Here is a 23,941-nt window from a genome sequence, read left to right as displayed (position 1 = left end):
GCCGCCGTCGACGCCGGGGTCGCGGCCGCGGTCGCCGACCGCTCGGCCGACGCCCCCGCCGCGCGCTCGGCCCGCCGCGAGGCGGCGCCCGCCGCCGTCGCGCCGGCCGGCGCCGCGCCGGTGCGCCCCGACGCCCTCGGGGTCGCCGGTGTCACCGCCGTCGCCAAGCCGAAGCCCAAGCCCACCCCGAAGGCCACCGAGAAGGCCGTCGGCTCCTCGGCCACCGGATCCTCCGCCCCCGCGGCCGGGTCCTGGAACGGGGCGACGACGTCCCGGTGCTCGGGCATCGGGCTCATCCCGAACGCCGTGCGGCTGTGTTCCGCCGTGGACTCGGCCATCGGCCCGCCGACGATCGGCGGCCGCCGCGCGAGCGCCGACGAGCACGGGACCGGCCAGGCGGTCGACTTCATGACGAGCGGCGCCCAGGGCGACGCCATCGCCGCGTACGTCCAGGCGCACGTCAGCGAGTTCGACGTCAAGTACCTCATCTGGAAGCAGCGCTACTGGGCGCCGGGCGAGGGCTGGAAGCTCATGGAGGACCGCGGGTCCGCCACCCAGAACCACTACGACCACGTCCACGTGACCGTCAACTACTGACGGACCCCGCCGGCGAGGTCATGCGACGCCGCTCCCGACCGGGGGCGGCGCCGCGCCGTGCGTGCGGTCGGCGCGCCGTCCGGGGAGGTCGGCGCGACATCGTTGTCATCGTGGCCGCACGAGCCCAAGAACAGCCTGAGAGAACACGCCGTCACCTTTTTGTGACCTTCCCGTGACCACTGTTATGGTCGTCGCGGTCGTCGACCCGGACGACGACCACCACCGACGGGCCCGCCGAGTCCTGCCCCCGTCGAAGGGTCAACTCTCACGAGCCGCTGGCAGGAGCGGGGGAACCACTTTCGGCGTCGCGACCTCGGTCGGGACGCCTTGGGGTGAAGCCGGAACGGTCCTCGGACCGCGACGGCCGGGCAACCTCAGCCCGAACCCGACAGCTCACCTCGTAGGCATCTGAGAGGTCCATCCGTGTCTGAGCACACCCACGGCCGGCATCGCCAGGCCGCGCGCTACAACCCCGTCTCCGAGCTGTCGACGATCGTCAAGGCCGCCGGTGAGACCGGGGCCCGCGTCTCCGCCGTCCTCGCCGCCTCCGGTGGCCTCGTCGCCACCTTCGCGCTCCCGGCGCACGCCGCTGACGCGCGGACCGAGGCCGCCACCCACACGACGACCACGACCGTCGCGCCGGCCTCGCTGCGCGCCGCGGCCGCCACCCCGGCCGTCGTCGCCCCGGCCGTGGCCGCGCCGACCGTCAAGCCGACGGCGACCTTCGGGGTCGCCGGCGTGCGGGCCGTCGCCAAGCCGAAGCCCAAGCCCAAGCCGAAGCCGGTCGTCCTGGCCGCCACGAAGGCCCCCGCGTCCTCCTCGGCCCGCTCCGAGAGCGGCGCCAGCCGCTCGACCCAGCGTCAGCCCGTCTCGAACGTCGCGCAGTCGGCGAGCGGCGTCGTCAACATCGCCCGCACGCTCCTGGGCATCCCGTACGTCTACGGCGGCACGACGACCGCCGGGTTCGACTGCTCGGGCTTCACCTCGTACGTCTTCGCCAAGGCCGGCGTCTCGCTGCCGCGCACCGCGGCGGCCCAGCAGGCCGCGGCGACCCCGGTCAGCAACCCGCAGCCGGGTGACCTCGTGTTCTTCGGCTCCCCGGCCTGGCACGTGGGCATCTACACCGGCAACGGGATGATGATCGACTCGCCGAAGCCCGGCAAGTCGACCTCCGAGCGTCCCGTCTTCTCCGGGGTCAGCGGCTACGGCCGCTTCTGACCCCTCTCCGGGGTCGGCGGCCACGACCGCTGCTGACCCTCCCTCCGGGGTCGGCGGCCACGACCGCTGCTGACCCCCACGACCTCGGCGCCCCGGACCTCCCTGCCCGTCCGGGGCGCCGTGCCGTGCCCGGGGCCGCTCCCGCCCTCGCAGAGCCCGCGGACGCGTAGCGTGCCGGGATGGCCCCCGACCGCGACGACGTCGAGCGCACCCCCGACGGTCGCTACCTCGTCGTCGACGGTCGCCGGTGGCGGGCCAGCGACCCCGGGATCCCCGACACCCTGCGCGCCGAGCTCGTCGCGGAGCTGATGTCCGCGCGCCGGGCCGTGCGCTCCGAGGATGACGCCGCGCGCCACCGCGTGCAGGACGCCAAGGTCGCGCTCGGGGAGCGCGGTGAGCCGTGGTGGGACGAGCCGTCGGCCGCCGGGCTGGCCGAGCGGATGGTGGCGACGGCCCGCGTCCTCCTGCGCCACCGGCCCGAGGGCACGACCTGCCCGAGCGAGGTCGCCCGCGTGGTCGGCGGGGACGCGTGGCGGCCGCTCACCGCGCGGGTGCGCGCCCTCGTGCACGACCGGACCGGGGACGGCGAGCTGCAGGTGCTGCAGCGCGGCGAGCCGGTCGACCGCGACGCGCGGGGGCCGGTCCGCATCGGCCGGGGCCCGCGCTTCCCGGGCTGACCGCCGGACGCCCGGGAGGCCCGTCCGCCCGCTCGGTTAGGGTGCCCTTACCCGTGCGGCCGGTCCGTGCGCCACGCCCCGACCCGCGAGGACCCGTTGCCCGAGCTGCCCGCCCCGCCCACCCGTCCGCTCGCCGCCCTCTGGGGCCGCTACCGCCGCCACCGCGGCCGGTTCGTGCTCGCGGTCGCGGTCTCGACGGTCAACAAGGTCGCCGACGTCGTGCCCGAGCTGCTCATCGGGGCCGCCGTCGACGTGGTCGTCCGCGGCGACGCCTCGTTCGTCGGGGAGCTGCTCGGTGTCGAGTCGCGCCAGGCGCAGCTGGTCTGGCTGGCGGTCGTCAACGCCGTCGTGTGGGTGGTCGAGTCCGCGAGCGAGTACGTCGCCGCACTGCTCTTCCGCGGCCTCTCGCAGGCGGTCGAGCACGACCTGCGGGTCGACGCCTACGACCACGCGCAGCGCCTCGACCTGCGCTGGCACGAGGGGCGTGCCTCCGGCGCGACGCTCGCCACCGTCAACGACGACGTCAACCAGCTGGAGCGCCTGCTCGACGTCGGCTTCCCCGCCATCTGGCAGACGGCGCTCAACGTCGTCGTCGTCGGGGTGGTCTTCGCGGTCGCGTCGTGGCAGCTGCTGCTCCTGGCGTTCCTGCCCATCCCCGTCATCGTCGTCGCGTCGCTGCGCTACCAGCGCGTCCTCGAGCCGTACTACCTCACCGTGCGCGAGGGCGTCGCGCGCCTGTCCGGGGTGCTGTCGGCCAACCTCGGCGGGCTCGCGACGATCAAGGCGTTCACCGCCGAGGCGCGCGAGCGGGACCGGGTGCGCGAGGCGTCCGCGGCCTACCGCGACGCCAACGTCGAGACCATCCGCCGGTCGGCCGCCTTCGTCCCGCTCGTGCGGATGGCGATCCTCGCCGGCTTCACGTGCACGCTGCTCGTCGGCGGCCTGTCGGTGCTCGACGGTGGCCTCGCGGTCGGCCTCTACTCCGTCCTCGTGTTCATGACCCAGCGACTGCTCTGGCCGCTCACCGAGGTCGCCACCGTGCTCGACCTCTACCAGCGCGGGCGCGCCTCGACCGCCCGCATCCTCGCCCTGCTCGCCGTGCCGGTCGAGGTCGACGAGGGCGAGCACGAGCTCGCGCGACCCGTCCGCGGCGAGCTGGAGCTGCGCGGGGTCCGGGCGGGCTACGCCGACGGGCCGGACGTCCTCCACGGCATCGACCTGCGCGTCCCGGCCGGCGAGACCCACGCACTCGTCGGGACGACCGGGTCGGGCAAGTCGACCATCCTGCGGCTGCTGCTGCGCTTCGACGACCCGCGTGCGGGCGTGGTGCTCGTCGACGGCGTCGACGTGCGCGGCCTCACCTGGGCCTCGCTCCGGGGCTCGATCGGGTACGTCGCGCAGGAGGTGCACCTCTTCGCGGGCTCCGTCGCCGAGAACCTCGAGTACTCGCGCCCCGGGGCGACCCGCGCGCAGCTGGAGCAGGCCGTGCGGCACGCCGCCGCCGACGACGTCGTCGACCGGCTGCCCGGGGGTCTCGACGGCGAGGTCGGCGAGCGGGGTCTCACGCTCTCCGGCGGCCAGCGCCAGCGGCTCGCCCTCGCGCGGGCCCTCCTGCGGGAGCCGGCCGTCCTCCTCCTCGACGAGGCGACGAGCGCCGTCGACACCGAGACCGAGGCGGCCATCCAGCGCTCGGTGCGGGAGGCCAGCGCCGGGCGGACCGCCCTCGTCGTGGCCCACCGGCTCTCGACGGTGCGGCACGCCGACCGGATCTGGGTCATCGACGCCGGGCGGGTCGCCGAGTCCGGCACGCACGACGAGCTCGTGGCCTCCGGTGGGCGCTACGCGGCGCTGTGGGCGGTCCAGACCGGCGAGGCGGCGCTGCCGTGACGCGGCCCCGGTGGTCCCGGCGTTTTCGTCCGGTGGTGGACGGGTAGCGCCCACCCGTGGACACCTGTGACGCCGTCGTCGTCGGGGCCGGGCCGAACGGGCTCGTCGCCGCCATCGCCCTCGCCGACGCCGGCTGGGACGTCCTGCTCGTCGAGGCCCAGGACGAGGTCGGCGGTGCGGTCCGGAGCGCCGAGGTGCTGGCGCCCGGGGTGGTCACCGACCTCTTCAGCGCCTTCTACCCCCTCGCGGCCGCGAGCCCGGTCATCCGCGACCTCGGCCTGGAGTCCCACGGCCTGACGTGGCGGCGCTCGCCGGACGTCCTCGCGCACGTGCTGGCCGACGGACGGTGCGCCGTCATGCACGACGACCCCGACGGCACCGCCGCCCGGCTCGACGAGGACGCCCCCGGCGACGGCGAGGCCTGGCTGCGGATGGTGCGGCAGTGGCAGCGGCTGCGCGACCCGCTGCTCGACGCGCTCTTCACGACCTTCCCGCCGGTGCGCCCCGGGGTGCGGCTGGCTCGCGTCCTCGGTGCCGCGGAGGGGCTCGACCTCGTCCGCCGCCTCGCGCTGCCGGTGCGCCGGCTGGCCGCGGAGGAGTTCCGGGGGACGGACGCGGGGCTGCTGCTCTCGGGCAACGCCGCGCACACCGACGTGCCGCCGGACGCCGCGGGCAGCGCCCTGTACGGCTGGCTGCTCAGCATGCTCGGGCAGGACGTCGGCTACCCCGTGCCCGAGGGCGGAGCCGGCCGGTTGTCCGAGGCGATGGCGGCGCGCTACCGGGCCGCCGGCGGTCGGGTGATGACGGGGGCCGCCGTCGAGCGGGTCGAGCTGCGTGGTCGGCGCGCGACCGGCGTCGTGCTGGCGGACGGTCGCCGGGTGCGGGCCCGCCGGGCGGTCGTCGCCGACGTCTCTGCCCCGGCGCTGTTCGGCCGGATGCTCCCCGCCGGGGCGCTGCACCCCCGGCTGCGTGAGCGGCTCGAGCGCTTCGAGTGGGACCCCTCGACCCTCAAGCTGAACTGGGCTCTCTCGCAGCCGGTCCCGTGGGCGGCGGACGGGGCGCGGCAGGCCGGCACGGTACACCTCGGGGTCGACGCCGACGGCCTCGTCCAGTCGTCGGCCGCGCTGACGACGGGTCGGCTTCCGTCGCCGCCGTTCGTCCTCTTCGGCCAGATGGGTGTCGCCGACCCGACGCGCTGCCCGCCCGGGACCGAGACCGCGTGGGGGTACACGCACCTGCCGCGCTCCCTCGGCGACGACGCCGGGGCCGTCGCCGCGCAGGTCGAGGCGGTCGAGGACGCCGTCGAGGCGGTGGCCCCCGGCTTCCGCGACGCCGTCACGGCGCGGCTCGTCCAGACCCCGACGGACCTCCAGGCGGCGGACGCCAACCTCGACCTCGGGGCCCTCAACGGGGGCTCGTCGGCCCTGCACCACCAGCTGTTCCTGCGGCCCGTCCCCGGTCTCGGCCGCCCCGAGACGCCGGTCGACCGGCTCTACCTGGCGTCCGCGTCGGCGCACCCCGGGGGCGGGGTGCACGGGGCCTGCGGGTGGAACGCGGCCCGGGCGGCACTCGACGCGCAGGGGCCGGTCGGTGCCGCGCGGCGGGCGCTGACCCGTACCGTCTGGCACCGCGTGCTGGGGCCGGAGCGCGTCAGCCCCCGCTGACCGCCCGCCCCGGGTGCGGCCGGCCGGTCGGGTCGCGGCGCTCGGCGAGCAGCGCCAGCCGGCGCAGCGACTCGACGTTGCGCGGGTGGATGGCGGCCTGCCGCAGCGGCACCGGGAGGATGCGGGACGGACCGCTCACGACGTCCTCGCGCAGGCTGAGCCTGGTGCCGTCCCCGGCGGGCGTGAGCTCGAGCAGGACGTGGGCCTCGCCGAGGGGCCATCCTTGAGCGCGCAGCAGGAGCATGCGGCCGGGGTCGCTGTCCTCGACCTCGGTGTTGTCCGACAGCAGGAGCGGCCACACCCCGACGCTGTGCTCGATGCGCGTGCCGACGGCCGGCCAGCCGGGGTCGACCGCACGCACCCGGGCGGCGCCGACGACCCAGGTCGGGTAGGCCCAGCCGTCGGCGAGCACGGCCCACACGTCCTCGGGTCGCGCGGCGACGGTGTGGTGGACGGGGGGCCGGTGGGCGGCGGGGGTCGTCATGCGCTGGGCGGTACCCCTGACCTCTCGCCCGAAACGCACCTGCGGGGCCGTGCCCTGCCGGCGGGCTCCCGGAGCGGGTCGAGAACTCCGCGTCACCAAACCCCCGTCCGGGGCCCATCCGTGACACGGTCGTGTCCTCGGTCCAGACCCGGCCGCGTCGCGGGTCAGACAGAGTGCCCTCCTTCTTCCTGATGGAGGACAGTCATGTCCAGGACCCCCCGATCCACCCAGCCGAGCGAGCGCGACCAGGTCGTCGACGGTCTGCTCTGCCGCGTCGCCGCGTCGTCGCACCGCGACGAGCAGCGTCGCCTGCGTGCCCAGGTCGTGGAGGAGATGCTCCCGCTCGCCGACGGTCTGGCTCATCGCTACTCCGGGCGGGGCATCGAGCGGGACGACCTCGAGCAGGTCGCCCGGACGGCTCTCGTCGCCGCCGTGGACCGCTACCACCCCGACTCCGGGGCGGGTTTCGTCGCGTTCGCCGTCCCGACGATCGCCGGCGAGCTCAAGCGCCACTTCCGGGACTGCGGCTGGGTCGTGCGGCCGCCCCGTCGCGTGCAGGAGCTGAGGGCCGAGGTCGTCGTGGCCGAGGAGAGCCTGCGCCACCGGCTCGGACGCGAGGCGACGGTCGCCGAGGTCGCGGACCTGATGGAGTGCGAGCCTGCCGACGTCGAGTCGGCACGGCTGTGCGGCAGCGGTTTCCGCCCGGCATCGCTCGATGCCCCGGTGCTGGCCGGCGGGACGGAGGGCGACCGACTGGCCGACCTCGGGGACTTCTACCACCGTTTCGAGCTGCACACCGACCTGCGGCTGGCCCTGGACTCGCTCGGGGAGCGGGACCGCCGGGTGGTGCGGCTGCGTTTCGTGGAGGAGCTGACGCAGTCCGAGATCGGGTCGATGCTCGGGGTCAGCCAGATGCAGGTGTCGCGCATCCTGTCCCGCATCCTGCGCCAGCTGCGGGGGAGCCTGGACGTCGTGGCCGCCTGACGAGGGGCGAGTCCGGCCGGCGGGGTGCGGCCTGAGGCCGGCTGAGAGCGCCGGGTGGATGTGTGCCGTCCCGGGATCCATGCGCTCCGGAAGGATTCCCTTGCCGCTCGCAAGGAGTGGTTGCGGGTGGAAGGGAAACCTTGCCGCGTGGAAGGGAAACCTTGCCGCGTGGAAGGGAAACCTTCCGGAGGGTGAGGATCTCGGGGATTGGTGTTTCCGTCCCTCCCGCCGGGGTACCTGCTCGTCGCCACACCGGTGCGGAGCCGGGGCGCCGCGAGGAGGACGAGGTCGGGATGATGACGACGACGGTGGGGGCGGCATGAGTGCCGCCGCCCGGCTCAGCGACGTGGGAGCCGCCTCGTGCCGCCGGTGCGGCCGCCTGGTGGCGATGCTCCGCGCCGAGGTGCCCCTGGTCCCGCGCGCCTCACCCTCGCTCTACTGGGCCGACTCGATGCGCGAGTGTCGGTGTGAGACAACTCTGCTCCCTCGACCTTCGTCGCTGCCGTCCTCGATCCGCGTCCGCCTGCGGGAGGTGGTCGCCGCCTCGGCCGGGGCCCGACCCTGGGAACAGCTCGTGACCCGCGAGCCGCTCGAGATCCTCGTCTGAGGCCATCCCGACCGGACCGCCCCCGGCGGGGCGGACGCGTCCGGTCGGGGTGTGACGCGACACCCGACGGGTAGTGGCAGGACGGCGCCGTCGGTCCGGGCGGTGCCCCTCGACCCAGGAGCACCCCGATGACCCAGATCCCCGCCCAGGAGCAGCAGTGGCCGGGCACGACCGCCGCCCTCGACCCCCGACCGGACCACGGCGAGACGTCGTGGGTGGGGCGTGACCGCCTCGTCGGCAAGCGCGTCCTCGTGACCGGCGGCGACTCCGGCATCGGTCGGGCCGTCGCCGTCACCTTCGCGCACGAGGGCGCGACCCTCGTCGTCACGCACCTGCCGGAAGAGGGCGAGGACGCACGCGAGACGGTGGCCGCGGTCGAGGCGGCCGGCGGTCGGGCGGTCGCGGTCGAGGCCGACCTGCGCACCCACGGCGCGGTCGTCGAGGTCGTCGAGCGGGTGCGCGCCGAGCTCGGCGGCCTCGACGTGCTCGTGAGCAACGCGGCCTTCCAGATGACGCACGACGGTCTCGAGGACTTCCCGCCCGAGCAGGTCGAGCGGACCTTCGCCACGAACGTCTTCGCGACCTTCTGGCTGGTGCGCGAGCTGGCACGCGACCTCGAGGAGTCGCAGGGCTCGGTGGTCGTCACGACCTCCGTCCAGGCCTATCAGCCGGGCGAGCAGCTGCTGGACTACGCGGCGACGAAGGCCGCCCTCAACAACCTCGTCGTCAACCTCGCCCAGGAGCTCGGCCCGCGGGGGATCCGCGTCAACGCGGTCGCCCCCGGTCCCATCTGGACCCCGCTCATCCCGGCGACGATGCCGGCCGACGCCGTCGAGGGCTTCGGCGCGCAGACGCCGCTCGGGCGGGTCGGCCAGCCGGTCGAGGTGGCCGCGGCCTTCGTCTTCCTCGCCTCGGACGAGGCGAGCTACGTGTCCGGGACCGTGCTCGGCGTCACCGGCGGCAAACCCGTGTTCTGACCCTGAGGCCGACCCCGGGCCCGGTGCGGTGCCGCAGGCGTCGGGTCCTGTCGGTGCGCTCGCCTACGCTGTCCGACGAGCGTGGCGGGTCCAACCCACGGCCCAGCCGCGCCGGCCACACCCGGCAGGACCCGATGCCCCGTCCCACCGTGCACGAGCCCCACGATCCGCACCACCGCACCGACCCGCACCACCCCCGTCCGACGCCGTCGCCGACCCCGCCGGCCCTCGCGACCCTCTTCCCCGGCCACGACCGGACCTCGACCCTCGCGCGCCGCGTGGACTGGGCGGCGACGCCCGTCGGCGACCCCGACGGCTGGCCCCCGGAGCTCACGGCGGCCGTCGGCACCCTGCTGCCGGCCACGGTCCCGATGCTCCTGTGCTGGGGCGAGGACCTGGTGCAGCTCCACAACGACGCCTTCCGCGAGCTCTGCGGGTCCGAGGATCTCGACGTGATGGGACGCCGCGCGGCGGATGCCTGCTCGCCGGCGTGGGCGGCGCTCGGCGCACGGGTGCGACGCGTGCTCGCCGAGGGAGTCGCGGTCCACGAGGACGCGCTGCCGCTCGTGCTCGACCGCCACGGCCGGCCCGAGCAGGTGTTCTGGTGCTGCTCCGTCAGCCCGGTGCGGTCCGCGGTGGGTGGGGTGCTGGGCGTCCTCGTCGTCGTCACCGATGTGACGGCGCTGGCCCGTGAACGGTCCCGCTCCGCCGAGCTGGAGGAGCTCGTGGACGCGCAGAGACGTCACGTCACCGAGGCCGAGACCCGGGCCGACCACCTCGCCGTCGCCCTCCGGAGCAACCGCACCATCGGGATGGCCATCGGGGTGCTCATGGCCCGGCGGCGGCTGCCGGCCGAGGACGCCTTCGAGCTGCTGCGCCGGCTGAGCACGACCCGCAACCGCAAGCTGCGCGACCTCGCCGAGACGGTCGTGCACACCGGCGACCTCCCGGTCCTCGACGACCGCCCGGCCTCGCGGCCACGCTGACGGGTGGCCACCCGCCCGGCCGCTGCTTGACCCGGCGGGTGGCCGCCCTGTCGATGACCTGCCCGGACGGGGGCACGCGCAAACGTGCAGGCGGCCCGCCGTTCGCGGTCAGGGGAGGTCGCCGGTGTCGGCGACCTCGCTCGCGAGGTCCCGGATCTTGCGGTTCGCGGCCTGGCTGGCGACGCGGAGCATCGCGAAGGCCTCCTCACGCGTCACCCGGTGGCGGGCCATGAGGACGCCCACGGCCACCCCGATCTCCCGGTTGCTGTCGAGCGCCCGCAGGAGGTTCTCGGAGCGCCCGTGGGCGAGGTACGCGGCGACGAGCAGCGAGCACTGGGTGGCGAGCAGCAGCGCCTGGCGCAGCGACTCCGCCCCGAACGCGTCCTCACGCGTGGAGTAGATGTTGAGGGCGGCCACCGTGTCGGTGCCGTCGACGAGTGTCAGGCGCTGGGCCAGGACGCTGCCGACGCCCACCTCGGCGTGGACCCGGCGACCGTACTCGGGCCACCGGGCGTCCTCGTGGACGCGGCGGGTCAGGAAGACGTGGTCCTCGACGACGGCGTCGACGCACGGGCCGGACCCGATGTCGTACTGCACCTGGTCGGCGGCCAGGGCCTCGTCGTGCGAGGTCGCGAGGGTGGTCAGCGACTCCGAGCGCATCGCCGTGATGCTGCACCACTCGGCCCCGGGGACGACCTCGACCCCCCGGCGCACCAGCTCGCCGAGCAGGCGACGCGTCCCGAGGCCGTCCGGCCGGAGGCGGCCCTCCTCCAGCAGGTCCGAGACGAGGTCGAGCACGTCGGCGCCACCGATGCGCGGGGAGCGGGCGGTCGGGGGTGTCATCGGGTCCTCCGCGGGTGGCGTCGACGGGTGCACCCTCCGTTCTACCGGGTCCGTCCGCCGACCGGGGCCCGCGGGTCGCCTCAGCCGCGCTTGGCCAGACGCAGCCAGGTGTCGATGACCGTGTCGGGGTTGAGCGACATCGACTCGATGCCCTCGTCGACGAGCCACTCGGCGAGGTCCGGGTGGTCCGAGGGCCCCTGGCCGCAGATGCCGACGTACTTGCCGCGCTCGCGGCAGGCGCGGATGGCCATCGACAGCAGGGCCTTGACCGCAGGGTCGCGCTCGTCGAAGGAGCCGGCGACGAGCGAGGAGTCGCGGTCGACGCCGAGCGTCAGCTGGGTGAGGTCGTTGGACCCGATCGAGAAGCCGTCGACGTGGTCGAGGAAGGCGTGGGCGTTGACGGCGTTCGAGGGCAGCTCGCACATCATGACGACCTGGAGGTCGTTCTTCCCGCGCTCGAGACCGTGCTGCGCCAGCAGTGCGATGACGCCCTCGGCCTCGGCGACGGTGCGCACGAACGGGATCATGATCTTGACGTTGGTCAGGCCCATCTCGTCACGGACGTGGCGCAGCGCCTCGCACTCCATCGCGAAGCACTCGGCGAAGTCGTCCGAGAGGTAGCGCGCCGCGCCGCGGTACCCGAGCATCGGGTTCTCCTCGTGCGGCTCGTAGCGCTCGCCGCCGAGGAGGCCGGCGTACTCGTTGGACTTGAAGTCCGACAGGCGCACGATGACCGGCTCGGGCGCGAAGGCGGCCGCGAGCATCGCGACGCCCTCGGCGAGCCGCTGGACGAAGTACTCGCGCGGCCCGGCGTAGGCGGCGATGCGCTCCTCGATCTCCTGCTTGACGCCCGGCTCCTGGTCGTCGAGCTCGAGCAGCGCACGCGGGTGGATGCCGATCTGCCGGTTGACGATGAACTCGGTGCGCGCCAGGCCGATCCCGCGGTGGGGCAGGCGCGAGAACTCGAACGCCTGCTCGGGCGTGCCGACGTTCATCATGATCTTCGTCGGGATCTCGGGCATCTCGTCGAGCGTGGTCTCGGAGACGGTGAACTCGCGCAGGCCGTCGTAGACGAACCCGGTGTCGCCCTCGGCGCACGAGACGGTGACCTCGCGGCCGTCCGCGAGCTCGTGGGTGGCGGTGCCGGTGCCGACGACCGCGGGGATCCCGAGCTCGCGGGCGATGATCGCCGCGTGGCAGGTGCGCCCGCCGCGGTTGGTGACGATGGCGCTGGCGCGCTTCATGATCGGCTCCCAGTCTGGGTCGGTCATGTCGGCGACGAGGACCTCGCCGGGCCGGAAGTCGTGCATCGCCCCGATGTCGGTGAGGACGCGCACGGACCCGGCGCCGATCTTCTGGCCGATGGCGCGGCCCTCGACGACGACCGGGCCACGCTCCTCGAGCCGGAAGCGCTGCTGCACACCGCCGGCCGCGCGCGACTTGACGGTCTCGGGCCGCGCCTGGAGGACGTACAGCTTCCCGTCGACCCCGTCGCGGCCCCACTCGATGTCCATCGGGCGGCCGTAGTGCTCCTCGATGCGCAGGGCGGTGCGCGCGAGCTCGGTCACCTCGTCGTCGGTCAGGCTGAGGCGGCGCTGCTCGGCCTCGTCGACGGGGACGAACTCGGTGGTCCGGCCGACCGTCGCGTCCTGCGTGTAGACCATCTTCGTGGCCTTGGCGCCGACGCCGCGCTTGAGGATCGCCGGGCGGTCGGCGCGCAGCGCGGGCTTGTGGACGTAGAACTCGTCGGGGTTGACGGCGCCCTGGACGACGCCCTCGCCGAGGCCGTACGCGCTCGTGATGAACACCGCGTCCTCGAAGCCCGACTCGGTGTCGATGGTGAACATGACGCCCGAGGCGCCGATGTCGGAGCGGACCATCCGCTGGACCCCGGCCGAGAGGGCGACGACGTCGTGGTCGAACTCGCTGTGCACCCGGTAGGCGATCGCGCGGTCGTTGTAGAGCGAGGCGAAGACGAGGCGGATGGCGTGCAGGACGTTGTCGATGCCGCGGACGTTGAGGAAGGTCTCCTGCTGGCCGGCGAACGACGCGTCCGGCAGGTCCTCGGCGGTGGCGCTGGAGCGGACGGCGAAGCTCGCCTCGTCACCGGCCTCACCGGCGAGGCGCTCGTAGGCCGCGCGGATGTCGCGGTCGAGGTCCTCGGGGAAGGGCTGCGCCTCGACGGCCTCGCGGATCTCGCGGCCGACCTCGGCCAGGCGCCGCGTGTCGTCGACGTCGAGGTCGGCGAGCAGGCCGGAGATGCGCTCGGCGAGCCCGGTCTCGCCGAGGAAGGCCCGGTAGGCGTCCGCGGTCGTGGCGAACCCGTCGGGGACGGCGACGCCGGCGGCCGAGAGATGCTGGACCATCTCGCCGAGCGAGGCGTTCTTGCCGCCCACGGACTCGACGTCGTCGAGGCCGAGCTCGCGGAACCAGCGGACGGTGGTGGTCATGGCGGGGGTCCTTCCGGGGACGGGGCGCGCGGGGTGGGGCGGTGGTCGGGCGGGTGGCCGGGGTGGCGGCGAGGGACAGGATGGCAGCCCGGGTCAGCCGGAGCCCTTGAGCTGGCGCGTGTGCATGATCACGGCCGCCATCTCCTCGACCGACATCCCGGCGGAGTTGATGACCGGCAGCCGGGGCGCCCGGTAGAGCTCCTCGGCGCGCTTGAGCTCCCACGAGCACTGCCGGAGGGAGGCGTAGGGGGAGTCGGGTCGGCGCTCGCTGCGCACCTGGCTGAGACGCGCCGGCGTGGAGGTCAGCGCGACGCAGCGGTCGAGATAGGGGCGCACCGCCTCCGGCAGCTCGCTGGCGCGCAGGTCCTCGTCGACGAGCGGGTAGTTGGCGACCTTCACGCCGTGCTGCAGGGCGAGGTAGAGCGACGTCGGCGTCTTGCCGCAGCGTGACGGGGCGACGAGGATCAGCTCCGCCTGCTGGAGGTTGCGCAGGCTGGCGCCGTCGTCGTGCTCGAGCGAGAAGTCGATGGCCTTCATCCGTCGCTCGTAGCGGTGGATGTCGCCGAGCCCGTGCAGGGCCGGCACCTTGGGGCTGGCGTTGACGTGGAGGACCCGCTCGACGATGTCGAGGTGGCTGCCGAAGAGGTCGATGAACGCGCAGCGGGTGCCGCGCAGGACGTCGCGCAGCTCGGCGTCGGCGACGCTCGAGAAGACGATGGGCGTCGTCGACTCGGTGACCGCGGCGTCGAGCTCCTCGACGACCCGGTGGGCCTGCTCGACGGTCGTGATGAACGGGATCTTCCGGCGCACGAAGTCGACCGTCGGGAACTGGTTGATGATGAGGTTCCCCAGCGTCTCGGCCGAGATGCCGGTGCCGCCGGCCAGGAAGAACACCGGTGTGGGGGAGGCCTGCTCGTCGTCGGCAGCAGTCATCCGGTCAGACCTCCTCGTCGACGAGCACGACGACGAGGGTACGCGGCCCGTGGACGCCCTCGACGCGCTCGAGCTCGATGTCGCTCGTCGCGCTCGGTCCGCTGACCCACGTCAGGGGTCGCGCGAGGCCCGGCTCGGGACGCAGCCGCCCGACCGCCTCGGGGACGTCGTGGACGACCTGCCCGGCGCGCACGACGCAGACGTGCACGTCGGGGACGAGGGTGAGGGCGCGGCGCCCCTGGTCGGCCGCGTGGTCGAGGACGACGGTGCCGGTCACGGCGATGCCGACGGCCGCCGCGGTGACGACGGCGTCGACCGCGTCGAGCTCGGCGTCGACCCGGACGTCGGCCTCGTCGAGCACGCGGACGACCTCCGTCGCCGCCCCCCGCCACGCGGGGTCGAGGCCGGTGGGCAGGACGGCTGTGGCACAACCCTGTTGCCGCAAGGCGTCCGCCACGACCCCGGCGACGCCGGACGCCGCGACCCGGACGACCTGCGCCCGGTAGTCGGCGACGTTCTCGGCGAAGAGGTCGAGGGTGGCCGCCCGCCCGGGGGAGGTCTCCTCGACGACGGCGGTCGGGGCGCGGTCGGCCGGCGTCGTGACGACGTCGGCGGTGGCGCCGCGCACCCGCGCGAGGATCTCGTCGCGCGCGCTCATCGGGACCCCTCCCCGCGCTCGCGGGCCCACCACTGCCGGAAGGTCTCGGTCGGTGGGGTCGGCACGTCCCGGGCGTCGGTCCACGCACCGAGCCCCGGCACCGCCCGTACCGTGCGGCCACCGATGACGCGACCCGCGGTCGTCGCGGCCCGCTGCGCGGCCGCGAGCCGCTTCGGGTCCGACAGCACCCACGCGGCGGCGGCCATCGCGGCCGACTCGGCGGTGCGGCCCTCCTGCTCGACGACCCGCCCGCGCAGCTCGACGAGCAGCTCGGGGATGTCGATGCGCACCGGGCACGCGTCGAAGCACGCGCCGCAGAGGCTGGAGGCGTAGGGCAGCGACTTGTCGACCTCGCTCGTCGTCCCGCGCAGCTGGGGGTTGAGGACGGCGCCGATCGGGCCGGGGTAGACCGAGCCGTAGGCGTGGCCGCCGGTGCGCTCGTAGACCGGGCAGACGTTGAGGCAGGCCGAGCAGCGGATGCAGCGCAGCGCCTGGCGGCCGACGCGGTCGGCGAGGACGTGGCTGCGGCCGTTGTCGAGGAGGACGACGTGGACGTCCTGCGGCCCGTCGCCGTCGTGGGCGCCGCTCCACATCGTCGTGTACGGGTTCATCCGCTCGCCCGTGCTCGAGCGGGGGAGCAGCTGGAGCATCGGCGCGAGGTCGTCCCACCGGGGCAGGACCTTCTCGATGCCGACGACGGTGACGAGCGTGTCGGGCAGCGTGAGGCACATCCGCCCGTTGCCCTCGGACTCGACGACGACGAGCGTGCCGGTCTCGGCGACGGCGAAGTTGGCCCCCGAGACCGCGACCTTCGCGCGGAGGAACTTCTCGCGCAGGTGCAGCCGCGCGGCCTCGGCGAGGCGGGCGGGCTCGTCGGTGAGGTCCTCCGGCGCGGGGCGACCGACCGCGGCCATCTCGCGGCGGAAGATGTCGCGCACCTCGCTGCGGTTGCGGTGGATGGCCGGCACGAGGATGTGGCTCGGCCGGTCGTGCCCGAGCTGGACGATGAGCTCGGCGAGGTCGGTCTCCCAGGCGTTGACCCCGGCGGCCTCGAGCGCCTCGTTGAGCTCGATCTCCTGGGTGGCCATCGACTTGACCTTGACGACCTCGTCGACCTGCTGGTCCCGGACGATGCCGAGGACGATCGCGTTGGCCTCGGCGGCGTCGCGCGCCCAGTGCACGGTCGCGCCGTTCGCGGTGAGGCTCGCCTCGAGCTGCTCGAGGTAGTCGCCGAGGTGGGCGAGCGCCTCGTCCTTGGCCTCGGCGCCGGCGACGCGCAGCGCCTCCCACTCCGGCACCTCGGCGACGACGCGGGCCCGCTTGTCGCGGATCGTGTGCGTCGCGTGCCTGAGGTTGCGGCGCTGCTGGGTGTTGGCCAGTGCCTCGCGGGCGGCGGTGGGGAACTTCGGCATCCCCACGAAGACCGGCGAGGTCTGCTGGACGGGGCCGGGGGTGGTCGTGGTCATGCCGGGTCCTCCTCGGTCGAGGCGAGGACCTCGGCCAGGTGCAGGTGGCGGACGCCGGCGCGCTGCCGGCCGAGGATGCCCCCGATGTGGGCGAGGCAGGAGTTGTCGCCGGCGACGAGGACCTCGGCGCCGGTGCCGACGACGGCCCGGGCCTTGTCCGAGCCCATCGCGACCGACACGTCGGCGTTCTTCATCGCGAAGGTGCCGCCGAACCCGCAGCACTCGGTGGCGCCGGGCAGCTCGACGAGGTCGATGCCCCGCACCGCCCGCAGGAGCTGCAGCGGCCGGTCGCCGACCCGCAGCATCCGCAGCGAGTGGCAGGTCGGGTGGTAGGTGACGCGGTGCGGGAACCACGCGCCGACGTCGGTGACGCCGAGGACGTCGACGAGCAGCTCCGAGAGCTCGAGCACCTTGGGGACGGTGTGCTCCACCCGGCTCGCGAGCCGGTCGTCGCCGGCGAGCTCGACGATGCCGCGGTGCTGGTGGCGGACCGAGCCGACGCACGACCCGGACGGCGCGACGACCGCGTCGTAGCCCTCGAAGACGTCGACGAAGCGGCGCACCAGCGGCAGGGCCTTCGCCCCGTAGCCGGTGTTGGTGAGCATCTGGCCGCAGCAGGTCTGCGCCTGGGGGAACTCGACCGTGCAGCCGAGCCGCTCGAGGAGCCGGACGGTGGCCTTGAGCGTGCCGGGCCACATCGTGTCGTTGAAGCAGGTGGCGAACAGCGCGACCCGCAGGTCGGTGCCGGGGCGGGCGAGCGCGCTCACGGGAGCATCCACGCCAGGACGGTCGACTGCAGGCCCACGAGGAGGCACATCGCGAGGATCAGGCCGACGCTCCATGGCAGGACCCTACGGAGGATGTCGGCCTCGCGCCCGAGCAGGCCCACGCTGGTCGCGGCGATCGTCAGGTTCTGGGGGCTGATCATCTTGCCGACCACGCCGCCGGAGGTGTTCGAGGCGACGAGGAGCGTCGGGTCGATGCCGGCCGTCTGTGCGGCGCTCTGCTGGAGCGTGGCGAAGAGGGCGTTGGCGCTCGTGTCGGACCCGGTGACGGCCGTGCCGATCCAGCCGAGGGTCGGGCTGAGGTAGGCGAACAGGGCGCCGGTGCCGGCGATCCAGGTGCCGATGACGATGGTCTGCCCCGAGAAGTTCATGACGTAGGCGAGCGCGAGCATCGAGGCGACGGTGAGGAACGCCCAGCGCATCCGGTGCGCGACGGCCCAGGCCTCGGCGGCCCAGCCGCGCATCCCGACGGCGTACACGGCGGCGACGACGAGCGAGCAGAGCAGGAGCATCGTGCCGGGCGAGCTGAGCCACGGCAGCGTGTAGGTCGTGGCCGCGCTCGGCGTGCCCTTGAGGGTGAGGACCTCGCCGGAGAGGCCCGGCCAGGGCACCTTGACGTCGGTGCCGACGAGCCAGGTCTTGACCGGGGTGACGAGCTTCGCGACGCCGAAGACGACGATGACGAGGAGGTAGGGGAGCAGGGCCATCGTGATGCGGCCCGGGGTGAGGTCGTGCGAGCGCCTCGCGAGGGCGTCGGCCGAGACGGCGTGGGCGTCGGCGGGCGGGGTGACGGTGGCGGACGAGCCCGGGCCCGCGCCGACGGAGGCCAGCTCGCGCTCGCGCTCGACCTGCATCGTCGCGAGGGCGGTCTCGCGGCCCCGAGGCCGCCACGCCTTGAGGAAGAGGACGGCGGCGGCGAGGCCGGCGAGCGAGGCGATGATGTCGGTCAGCTCGACCGAGACGTACGTCGCGGCGAACCACTGCGCGACGGCGAAGGTCAGCCCGACGACGACCGCGACCGGCCAGGTCTCGCGCACCCCGCGGCGACCGCCGGCCATGAGGACGAGCAGGAGCGGGACGAACGCGGCGAGCACCGGGGTCTGGTGCCCGACGTACGCGCCGATCTCGTGGTACGGGATGCCGGTCAGGGTGCCCGCGGTGATGATCGGGGTGCCGACGGCGCCGAAGGCGACGGGCGCGGTGTTCGCGAGGAGGACGACCGCGGCGGCGCGCAGCGGCGAGAAGCCGAGGGCCATGAGCATGACGCCGGTGATGGCGACGGGGGCGCCGAAGCCGGCGAGCGCCTCGAGCAGGCCGCCGAAGCAGAAGGCGATGATGATCGCCTGGATGCGCGGGTCGTCGCTGATGAGGTGGAAGGTCGCGCGCAGGTCCTCGAAGCGACCCGAGCGCACGGTCACCTGGTAGAGCAGGATCGCCGTGAAGACGATCCACATGATCGGGAAGAGGCCGAAGGCGGCGCCCTGGGTCGCCGAGAGCGCCGCGAGGTGCACGGGCATCCCGAAGGCGAGCGAGGCGACGAGCACCGCGACCGCGACCGCCGTGAGGCCGGCCCAGTGGGCCTTCCAGCGCAGCACCCCGAGGGTGACGAAGACCGTCACGAGGGGGAGGAGGGCGACGAGTGCGGAGAGGGTGAGGCTGCCGCCCACCGGGGTGAGCTCCGGGCGGAACTGCGTCGGGACGGCCAGGGCCGTCGCCGGTCCGGTCGTCGTCACTGCGGTCAGGGTCATCGGGTCCTCCGGTCGCACGTCTCTGGGCGGGGATCCTGAATGGTCAGACCATTCGGGATGCGATGACGGTAGGGCCGGGTCCGTGGCGGTGTCAATGGTCTGACCAATAGTGGTCCGACCATTCGGCGTGTCGTGCGGCGTGGCGTGGCATCCTGAGCGCGTGAGCGCCGCCGACCCGCTGCCCGGCCCCGAGACCGGCGGACTGCGTGCCTTCGAGCTCGTCTTGCGCTGGGTCGACGAGCGGATCCTCGGCGGCGACCTCGAGGTCGGCGACCACCTGCCGGCCGAGCGCGACCTCGCGGCCCGGCTCGGCGTGAGCCGCGCCGCGGTGCGCGAGGCCGTCCGCACCCTCCAGGCCCAGGGCGTCGTGCGCTCCTCGGTCGGGGCCGGGGCGGCCGGCGGCACGACGTTGACCGCCGTGCCGAGCGGGGCCCTCGGGCGGCTGCTGCGGCTGCACGTCGCGCTCGCGGCGTTCCCGCTGCCCGACGTCGTCGAGGTCCGCATCGCCCTGGAGCGCCTGAGCGTCCGGCTGGCGGCCACCCACGCGACGCCCGAGGACCTGGCGGCGATGCGGGCGCTGCTCGACGAGATGGCCGACCCCGGCATCGACCGGGCTCGCTTCAACGACTGCGACACGGACTTCCACGTCGCGCTCGCCGAGGCGGCCGGCAACGCGCTGGCGCGCGACCTCACCTCGGCGATCCGCGAGTCGATGCGCCTGCCCATCCTCGACCGCTTCCGCAGCGTCGAGGTGTGGGATGACCTCGCGCCCGTGCTCCGGCGCGACCACGAGGAGATCTTCGCGGCGGTCGTGGCCGGCGACGGAGACGCGGCCGCGACGCTGACCGAGCGTCACATCCGCTCCGCCTGGGTCGCGCTCTCGGCCCCCTCGCCCGCCTGACCCCCCGAGGCCCCCAGAGCGAACGCGTGTGAAAGCGCCGGGCGAGCCCGGCGGGTTCACACGCGTTCGCGGTGGGGCGGGCACGGCATACTCGCGGGTAGCCCACGAGGAGCGGACGGGAGGCGACGATGAGCGGCAGGCAGTGGCCGGGCTCGCGCTTCGCGCCCTCCCAGCGGGCCGCCGTCACGGACGCCGGGATGGCGCTGTGGGCCGAGCGGACCCGGCTGTGCCGTGACCTCGAGGCGGGTGCGAGCACCGAGTGCCGCATCGGCGCCGTCGGCAACGACGTCAACGAGTGGCTGACCGCCGAGGCCGTGACCTGGCGCCACCTGCTGTCGGTGCGCCCGACCGCGACCCCGGCCCAGCTGCGGATGAGCCTGCCCGGCAACCGTGCGCTCGTGGAGCGCGGCCTCGAGATGGTCAGCGTGTTCGACTACGAGCGGCTCGACGACGAGTGTCGGCGGATGCTCGTGGCCGAGCCCGTCGGCGACTACCTCTTCGCGGTCGCCGACATCCAGATGAAGGTCATCGACCACGAGCGCGTCCTCCTCGAGGGGCCGACCGTCGACGGGCAGTTCTCGGTCATCGACGTGCGCTCCCCACGCGTGCTCGAGCAGGCGATGAGCTACTGGAACGCGGTCCTCGCCTCCGCCTTCGGGTGCGGCACCGAGCGGGCCGAGGCCGTCCACCTGAGCGAGCGGCAGGAGCGGGTCGTCGACCTCATGCAGCAGGGCATGACGGACGAGGCCGTGGCCCGTCACCTCCGGGTCAGCGTCCGCACCGTGCGCTCCGAGGTCGCCCGGATCCTCGAGACCCTCGAGGTGCGCTCGCGGTTCTCGGCGGGGTTCCGCCTCGGACGCGGCGAGGCGCGCACCGACTGAGCGGCCCCACCGGGCCGCGCCTGCAGGTTGCTGCAACGGGGCTGACAGCGCCCCCCGGGCCGGGTGACCATACCGACGGCCCCACCCCAGACCGACCCCGCGGGTGGAGGGGCCCGCGCGGGTCGGCCCACCTCGTCACGCCCGCCGCCGCGGTCAGGGGACGGTGACCCAGCGGCCGTCGGTCTCGCGGTCCACGAGGCCGAGGTCACGCAGCTGCTCGAGCCACCCGGTCATCGGCCACCAGCCCCACACCTGCGCGAACCTGTTGGCGTTGAGGACGATGTCCTCGACGTGCTGGACGGGCGGGCTGGGGCTGGGGTGCCACTGGTGCACGGCCCCGGCGCCACCGACGAACAGCAGCCGGCCCCCTGCGCGGGCGAGGCGCTGCCCGACGTCGGTGTCCTCGGCGCCGTAGCCGACGTAGCCCTCGTCGAAGCCGCCGAGCGCCGCGAGGTCGGCCGCCGTGGAGGCGAAGGAGAGGGACCAGAAGAGGGTGACGTCGTCGACGACCCGCACCTCGTCGGCGCCGAGCTCCGGACGGGCCGGGTGGTGGCGCGGGGGCTGAGGACCTTCGTCCGGGTCGCGCTCGTAGGCGACGTCCCCGCACAGGAGCGTGGGGCGCGCGAGCGGGTCGAGCGACCCCAGCAGCTCGCCGTAGCGGGCGACGAGACCGTCGGAGGGGACGCAGTCGACGTCGAGGAGGACGAGGTGCTCGGCCCCGGCCGCGAGCGCCGTGGCGACGCCGAGGTTGCGCGCGGCGGCCAGCGGCAGGCGCCCTTGCATCCGGTCGATGCTCGCGTGCCGCACGTCCCACCCCGGCGGCGCCGCGTCGTCGACGACACCACTGACCTCGTCGTCGTCCATCGCGACGACGACGAGGACGTCGGGCCGCCGCGTCTGGCGGCGCAGGCCGGCCAGCTGCCCGCGCAGGTGGTCGTGGCGACCGTGGACGATCGTCACGACCGCGAGCCGCGCGCTCACGACACGACCCCTGCGGCCGGGACGGCGTCCGGGGTCGCGGCGAGCGCGTCGAGCCACGCCGCCGCGTCCTGTGCGCCGCGGCCCGTGCTCCACCGCTCCCACGCCGCGCCGCCCCGCCGCACGGCGTCGTCGAGCAGGCCGGGCCAGCGGTCGGCGGGCGGCCAGCCGACGTGACCCGTGGCCACCCCGAGCCGCTGCACCGCCCGCACCGTCGCCTCCTGCTCCCCGAACGGGCGCTGCTGTGAGACGACGACGGCCGGCGCGCGGGCGGCGGCGACGTCGGCCACCGCGTTCTGCCCGGCGTGCGTGACGACGACGTCGGCGGTGCACAGCTCGTGCCACAGGTCGGGGGAGGGGTCGGCCGGGCTGCGCTCGGTCCACTCCCAGCCGGGGGTGGCGGCCCGTGCCGCCGCGACCGAGCCGGCGTCGGTGTCGCGGCCGCCCGCACCCCACACGACGAGCACCCGGCGCCGACCGTCGGTGCTCGTGGCGGGGACCCGAGGCCGTCCGTCGAACCGCGAGAGGCCGCCCACGAAGAGGGCCTCGTCCCTCCAGCGCTGCGGCCAGCCCGTGTCGTGCGCGCCCTCGGGCCAGGGCGCGAGCAGGCCCTGGGCGAGGTCGTACGCGCTGACGTGGGCGCGGTCGGTCCGCTCGCCGGGCAGCGCGACGACGACGACCGGCACCCCGCAGAGCCGCACGGCCAAGGCCGCCTCGACCGACACGTCCGTGACGACGAGGCGGGGGCGGGCCCGGGCGACCCACGCCGTGAGCGCAGCCGCCCGGTCGCGGACTCCGCTGTGGTGCAACGGAGCCCAGTGCAGGACGCCGCCGGCGTCGAGGTCGTTGCCGGTCGCCGGGTCGTCGTCCGCTGGGAGCCGCTCCCAGCGGTCCTCGAACCCGGGCGGCGCCGGCAGGGTGCTCAGGCCGACCACGGGCGAGCGCAGGTGGGCCGCGACGGACGTCATCCGGGACAGGTGCCCGCGGCCGTGGTGGTGGACGTAGTAGCCGATCACGCGGCGCCGCTCAGCGGCAGCATCGCCTCGTAGACCTCGAGGTAGTCCTCGACCATCCGGTCCACCGAGCAGTGCCGGACGGCGTGCTCCCGGCACCTGCGGCGGTCGAGGCCGACCGCCTCCGCGACGGCCCGCCCCGCGGCGGCGACGTCGTCGGCCGGCACGAGCCGGCCCACGTCCGGGGTGACGAACTCCGGCAGACCTCCGCGGGCGAACGCGACGACCGGTGTGCCGCAGGCGAGGGACTCGGCCGCGACGAGTCCGTAGGGCTCGTCCCAGGCGGGGGTGACGAGGGTGGCGGCGCTGGAGCCGAACAGCTCGACGAGCTCATCCGTTCCGAGGTGCCCGAGCAGCTCGATGTCACCGCCGAGCCGCGGGCGCACCATCGCCCGCACGTACGCCGGGTCACCGACCGGCCCGGCCAGCCGCAGCGGCCGACCGGCCGCCCGCGCGGCGTCGATGGCCAGGTGCGGCGCCTTCTCGGGGACGAGGCGTCCGGCCCAGGCCAGGGCGTCACCGCCCGGCCCCGGCGTCCAGCGCCGGACGTCGACCCCGTTGGGCACCACGTCGGCGGCCGTCACGTGGCTCCACGCGGCGCGGGTGTGGTCGCTGACCGCGACGAACCGCGAGCGGTCGTCCGCGGCGAGGGCGATGGCCGGCTCCAGCCACGGGGTCGGCGGGGTGTGCAGCGTCGTCACCATCGGGGCGCGCGCGGCGGCGGCCATCGCGACGGGGAGGTGGTGGAGGCTGTTGTTGTGCACGACGTCGACGTCGTCGCGGCGCTGCAGCTCGAGCATCAGCTGGAGGTAGGCGTGGTGCTCGGTCAGCCACGTCTCGGGGGGCATGGCGACGTCGCGGCGCGCCGTGTCGCTCAGCTGGAGCGGGCGGGTGGCGAGCTCGCGGGCGTCGAGGCGCGGGTCGCTGCCCGGGCCGGCGAAGACGGTCACCTCGACCCCGCGCTCGCGCAGGCCGCGACACAGGTTCCAGGTGAGCGACTCCAGCCCACCGGCGAACGGCTCGGCCAGCGGGAAGCGGGAGGAGGCGACGACGACGACGTGCAGGGGGTCGTCGAGCCGGCGGGGGACGATCGTGGGGGTGGGTCGGACGACGTCCACCCTCCACCTCCTGATCGACCGGCTCCGTGACCTCCGGCCGCCGACGGCGGGCGGCCGCACCGGTCCTACCCCGCAGGGAGTCCGGC

21 protein-coding genes, 1 pseudogene and 1 riboswitch are annotated in these 23,941 nt (G+C 74.7%); of the genes and pseudogenes, 11 read left to right on the top strand and 11 right to left on the bottom strand.

Annotated features, from left to right (window positions below):
* The 5 genes and pseudogenes from J3473_RS19590 to J3473_RS16620 all read left to right on the top strand — a co-directional run.
* A pseudogene (locus J3473_RS19590) lies at window positions 1–597 on the top strand (hypothetical protein); the annotation flags it as partial.
* Between the two features lie 260 nt (window positions 598–857).
* Window positions 858–1,017, top strand: a riboswitch (cyclic di-AMP (ydaO/yuaA leader).
* 3 nt (window positions 1,018–1,020) lie between these two features.
* Window positions 1,021–1,815, top strand: a complete 795-nt coding sequence (locus tag J3473_RS16635) for a C40 family peptidase (RefSeq protein WP_030528658.1) — start codon at window positions 1,021–1,023, stop codon at window positions 1,813–1,815.
* A gap of 179 nt (window positions 1,816–1,994) precedes the next feature.
* A complete protein-coding gene (locus tag J3473_RS16630) occupies window positions 1,995–2,492 on the top strand; it encodes a DUF3253 domain-containing protein (RefSeq protein WP_207025002.1) in 498 nt (165 codons plus the stop codon).
* A gap of 66 nt (window positions 2,493–2,558) precedes the next feature.
* Window positions 2,559–4,379 (top strand): ABC transporter ATP-binding protein, encoded by a 1,821-nt coding sequence (locus J3473_RS16625; RefSeq protein WP_207025001.1) that lies wholly within the window; start codon window positions 2,559–2,561, stop codon window positions 4,377–4,379.
* Window positions 4,380–4,435: 56 nt separating this feature from the next.
* Window positions 4,436–6,043, top strand: a complete 1,608-nt coding sequence (locus tag J3473_RS16620) for an NAD(P)/FAD-dependent oxidoreductase (RefSeq protein ID WP_207025000.1) — start codon at window positions 4,436–4,438, stop codon at window positions 6,041–6,043.
* On the opposite strand, the gene J3473_RS16615 is transcribed toward J3473_RS16620, so the two are convergent.
* A complete protein-coding gene (locus J3473_RS16615; RefSeq protein ID WP_207024999.1) occupies window positions 6,030–6,527 on the bottom strand; it encodes an SRPBCC family protein in 498 nt (165 codons plus the stop codon). The two genes, J3473_RS16620 and J3473_RS16615, sit on opposite strands and share 14 nt — an antisense overlap.
* Window positions 6,528–6,731: 204 nt before the next feature.
* On the opposite strand from J3473_RS16615, the gene J3473_RS16610 reads away from it, so the two are divergent.
* The 4 genes from J3473_RS16610 to J3473_RS16595 all read left to right on the top strand — a co-directional run bounded on the left by J3473_RS16610 (window position 6,732) and on the right by J3473_RS16595 (window position 10,081).
* On the top strand, window positions 6,732–7,511 hold the full coding sequence (locus J3473_RS16610) for a sigma-70 family RNA polymerase sigma factor (RefSeq protein WP_207024998.1): 780 nt from the start codon (window positions 6,732–6,734) through the stop codon (window positions 7,509–7,511).
* 319 nt (window positions 7,512–7,830) lie between these two features.
* Window positions 7,831–8,118: a hypothetical protein gene (locus J3473_RS16605; protein WP_207024997.1), complete on the top strand. Its 288-nt coding sequence runs from the start codon at window positions 7,831–7,833 to the stop codon at window positions 8,116–8,118.
* A gap of 128 nt (window positions 8,119–8,246) precedes the next feature.
* On the top strand, window positions 8,247–9,095 hold the full coding sequence (locus J3473_RS16600) for an SDR family oxidoreductase (protein WP_207024996.1): 849 nt from the start codon (window positions 8,247–8,249) through the stop codon (window positions 9,093–9,095).
* Between the two features lie 134 nt (window positions 9,096–9,229).
* Complete coding sequence (locus J3473_RS16595) at window positions 9,230–10,081, top strand: ANTAR domain-containing protein (RefSeq protein ID WP_207024995.1); 852 nt, start codon at window positions 9,230–9,232, stop codon at window positions 10,079–10,081.
* A gap of 108 nt (window positions 10,082–10,189) precedes the next feature.
* On the opposite strand, the gene J3473_RS16590 is transcribed toward J3473_RS16595, so the two are convergent.
* The 7 genes from J3473_RS16590 to J3473_RS16560 form a co-directional block, all read right to left on the bottom strand.
* On the bottom strand, window positions 10,190–10,924 hold the full coding sequence (locus J3473_RS16590; protein WP_207024994.1) for a GAF and ANTAR domain-containing protein: 735 nt from the start codon (window positions 10,922–10,924) through the stop codon (window positions 10,190–10,192).
* An 80-nt stretch (window positions 10,925–11,004) separates the two neighbouring features.
* Window positions 11,005–13,374 (bottom strand): phosphoenolpyruvate synthase, encoded by a 2,370-nt coding sequence (ppsA, locus tag J3473_RS16585; RefSeq protein ID WP_207024993.1) that lies wholly within the window; start codon window positions 13,372–13,374, stop codon window positions 11,005–11,007.
* Between the two features lie 93 nt (window positions 13,375–13,467).
* A complete protein-coding gene (locus J3473_RS16580; RefSeq protein ID WP_207024992.1) occupies window positions 13,468–14,307 on the bottom strand; it encodes a pyruvate, water dikinase regulatory protein in 840 nt (279 codons plus the stop codon).
* A 4-nt stretch (window positions 14,308–14,311) separates the two neighbouring features.
* On the bottom strand, window positions 14,312–14,965 hold the full coding sequence (locus tag J3473_RS16575) for an LUD domain-containing protein (protein WP_207024991.1): 654 nt from the start codon (window positions 14,963–14,965) through the stop codon (window positions 14,312–14,314).
* A complete protein-coding gene (locus J3473_RS16570) occupies window positions 14,962–16,431 on the bottom strand; it encodes a LutB/LldF family L-lactate oxidation iron-sulfur protein (protein ID WP_207024990.1) in 1,470 nt (489 codons plus the stop codon). Before J3473_RS16570 ends, J3473_RS16575 begins: the two co-directional genes overlap by 4 nt.
* Window positions 16,428–17,198 carry a (Fe-S)-binding protein gene (locus J3473_RS16565; RefSeq protein ID WP_256437958.1) on the bottom strand — a complete coding sequence of 257 codons (771 nt, stop codon included), beginning with the start codon at window positions 17,196–17,198 and terminating at the stop codon, window positions 16,428–16,430. The genes J3473_RS16570 and J3473_RS16565 overlap by 4 nt, the downstream gene beginning before the upstream one ends.
* On the bottom strand, window positions 17,195–18,964 hold the full coding sequence (locus tag J3473_RS16560) for an L-lactate permease (protein WP_207024988.1): 1,770 nt from the start codon (window positions 18,962–18,964) through the stop codon (window positions 17,195–17,197). Before J3473_RS16560 ends, J3473_RS16565 begins: the two co-directional genes overlap by 4 nt.
* Window positions 18,965–19,124: 160 nt before the next feature.
* Here J3473_RS16560 and J3473_RS16555 point away from each other — a divergent pair, with 160 nt between their 5' ends.
* Both J3473_RS16555 and J3473_RS16550 read left to right on the top strand, forming a co-directional pair.
* Window positions 19,125–19,865 (top strand): FadR/GntR family transcriptional regulator, encoded by a 741-nt coding sequence (locus J3473_RS16555; RefSeq protein WP_207024987.1) that lies wholly within the window; start codon window positions 19,125–19,127, stop codon window positions 19,863–19,865.
* 128 nt (window positions 19,866–19,993) lie between these two features.
* Window positions 19,994–20,746 carry a helix-turn-helix transcriptional regulator gene (locus J3473_RS16550; RefSeq protein ID WP_207024986.1) on the top strand — a complete coding sequence of 251 codons (753 nt, stop codon included), beginning with the start codon at window positions 19,994–19,996 and terminating at the stop codon, window positions 20,744–20,746.
* Between the two features lie 153 nt (window positions 20,747–20,899).
* On the opposite strand, the gene J3473_RS16545 is transcribed toward J3473_RS16550, so the two are convergent.
* From J3473_RS16545 to J3473_RS16535, 3 genes are read right to left on the bottom strand one after another with little or no spacing between them, the layout of a single operon-like run.
* A complete protein-coding gene (locus tag J3473_RS16545; RefSeq protein WP_207024985.1) occupies window positions 20,900–21,727 on the bottom strand; it encodes a glycosyltransferase family 2 protein in 828 nt (275 codons plus the stop codon).
* Window positions 21,724–22,740 (bottom strand): glycosyltransferase, encoded by a 1,017-nt coding sequence (locus J3473_RS16540; RefSeq protein ID WP_207024984.1) that lies wholly within the window; start codon window positions 22,738–22,740, stop codon window positions 21,724–21,726. The genes J3473_RS16545 and J3473_RS16540 overlap by 4 nt, the downstream gene beginning before the upstream one ends.
* Complete coding sequence (locus J3473_RS16535) at window positions 22,737–23,855, bottom strand: glycosyltransferase family 4 protein (protein ID WP_242525925.1); 1,119 nt, start codon at window positions 23,853–23,855, stop codon at window positions 22,737–22,739. The genes J3473_RS16540 and J3473_RS16535 overlap by 4 nt, the downstream gene beginning before the upstream one ends.
* Window positions 23,856–23,941: the final 86 nt, after the last annotated feature.

Source organism: Phycicoccus sp. DTK01, from assembly GCF_017312765.1.
Classification (GTDB): domain Bacteria; phylum Actinomycetota; class Actinomycetes; order Actinomycetales; family Dermatophilaceae; genus Phycicoccus; species Phycicoccus jejuensis.
Note: the sequence above shows the minus strand (reverse complement) of the source record. Positions and strands in the feature narration are given on the sequence as shown.

Coding starts and splice junctions, on each gene's coding strand:
- J3473_RS16570 (WP_207024990.1), bottom strand. CDS start 16,431: ATGACCACGACCACCCCCGGCCCCGTCCAGCAGACCTCGCCGGTCTTC.
- J3473_RS16560 (WP_207024988.1), bottom strand. CDS start 18,964: ATGACCCTGACCGCAGTGACGACGACCGGACCGGCGACGGCCCTGGCC.
- J3473_RS16595 (WP_207024995.1), top strand. CDS start 9,230: ATGCCCCGTCCCACCGTGCACGAGCCCCACGATCCGCACCACCGCACC.
- J3473_RS16580 (WP_207024992.1), bottom strand. CDS start 14,307: ATGACTGCTGCCGACGACGAGCAGGCCTCCCCCACACCGGTGTTCTTC.
- J3473_RS16590 (WP_207024994.1), bottom strand. CDS start 10,924: ATGACACCCCCGACCGCCCGCTCCCCGCGCATCGGTGGCGCCGACGTG.
- J3473_RS16615 (WP_207024999.1), bottom strand. CDS start 6,527: ATGACGACCCCCGCCGCCCACCGGCCCCCCGTCCACCACACCGTCGCC.
- J3473_RS16630 (WP_207025002.1), top strand. CDS start 1,995: ATGGCCCCCGACCGCGACGACGTCGAGCGCACCCCCGACGGTCGCTAC.
- J3473_RS16610 (WP_207024998.1), top strand. CDS start 6,732: ATGTCCAGGACCCCCCGATCCACCCAGCCGAGCGAGCGCGACCAGGTC.
- J3473_RS16575 (WP_207024991.1), bottom strand. CDS start 14,965: ATGAGCGCGCGCGACGAGATCCTCGCGCGGGTGCGCGGCGCCACCGCC.
- ppsA (WP_207024993.1), bottom strand. CDS start 13,374: ATGACCACCACCGTCCGCTGGTTCCGCGAGCTCGGCCTCGACGACGTC.
- J3473_RS16600 (WP_207024996.1), top strand. CDS start 8,247: ATGACCCAGATCCCCGCCCAGGAGCAGCAGTGGCCGGGCACGACCGCC.
- J3473_RS16550 (WP_207024986.1), top strand. CDS start 19,994: ATGAGCGGCAGGCAGTGGCCGGGCTCGCGCTTCGCGCCCTCCCAGCGG.
- J3473_RS16605 (WP_207024997.1), top strand. CDS start 7,831: ATGAGTGCCGCCGCCCGGCTCAGCGACGTGGGAGCCGCCTCGTGCCGC.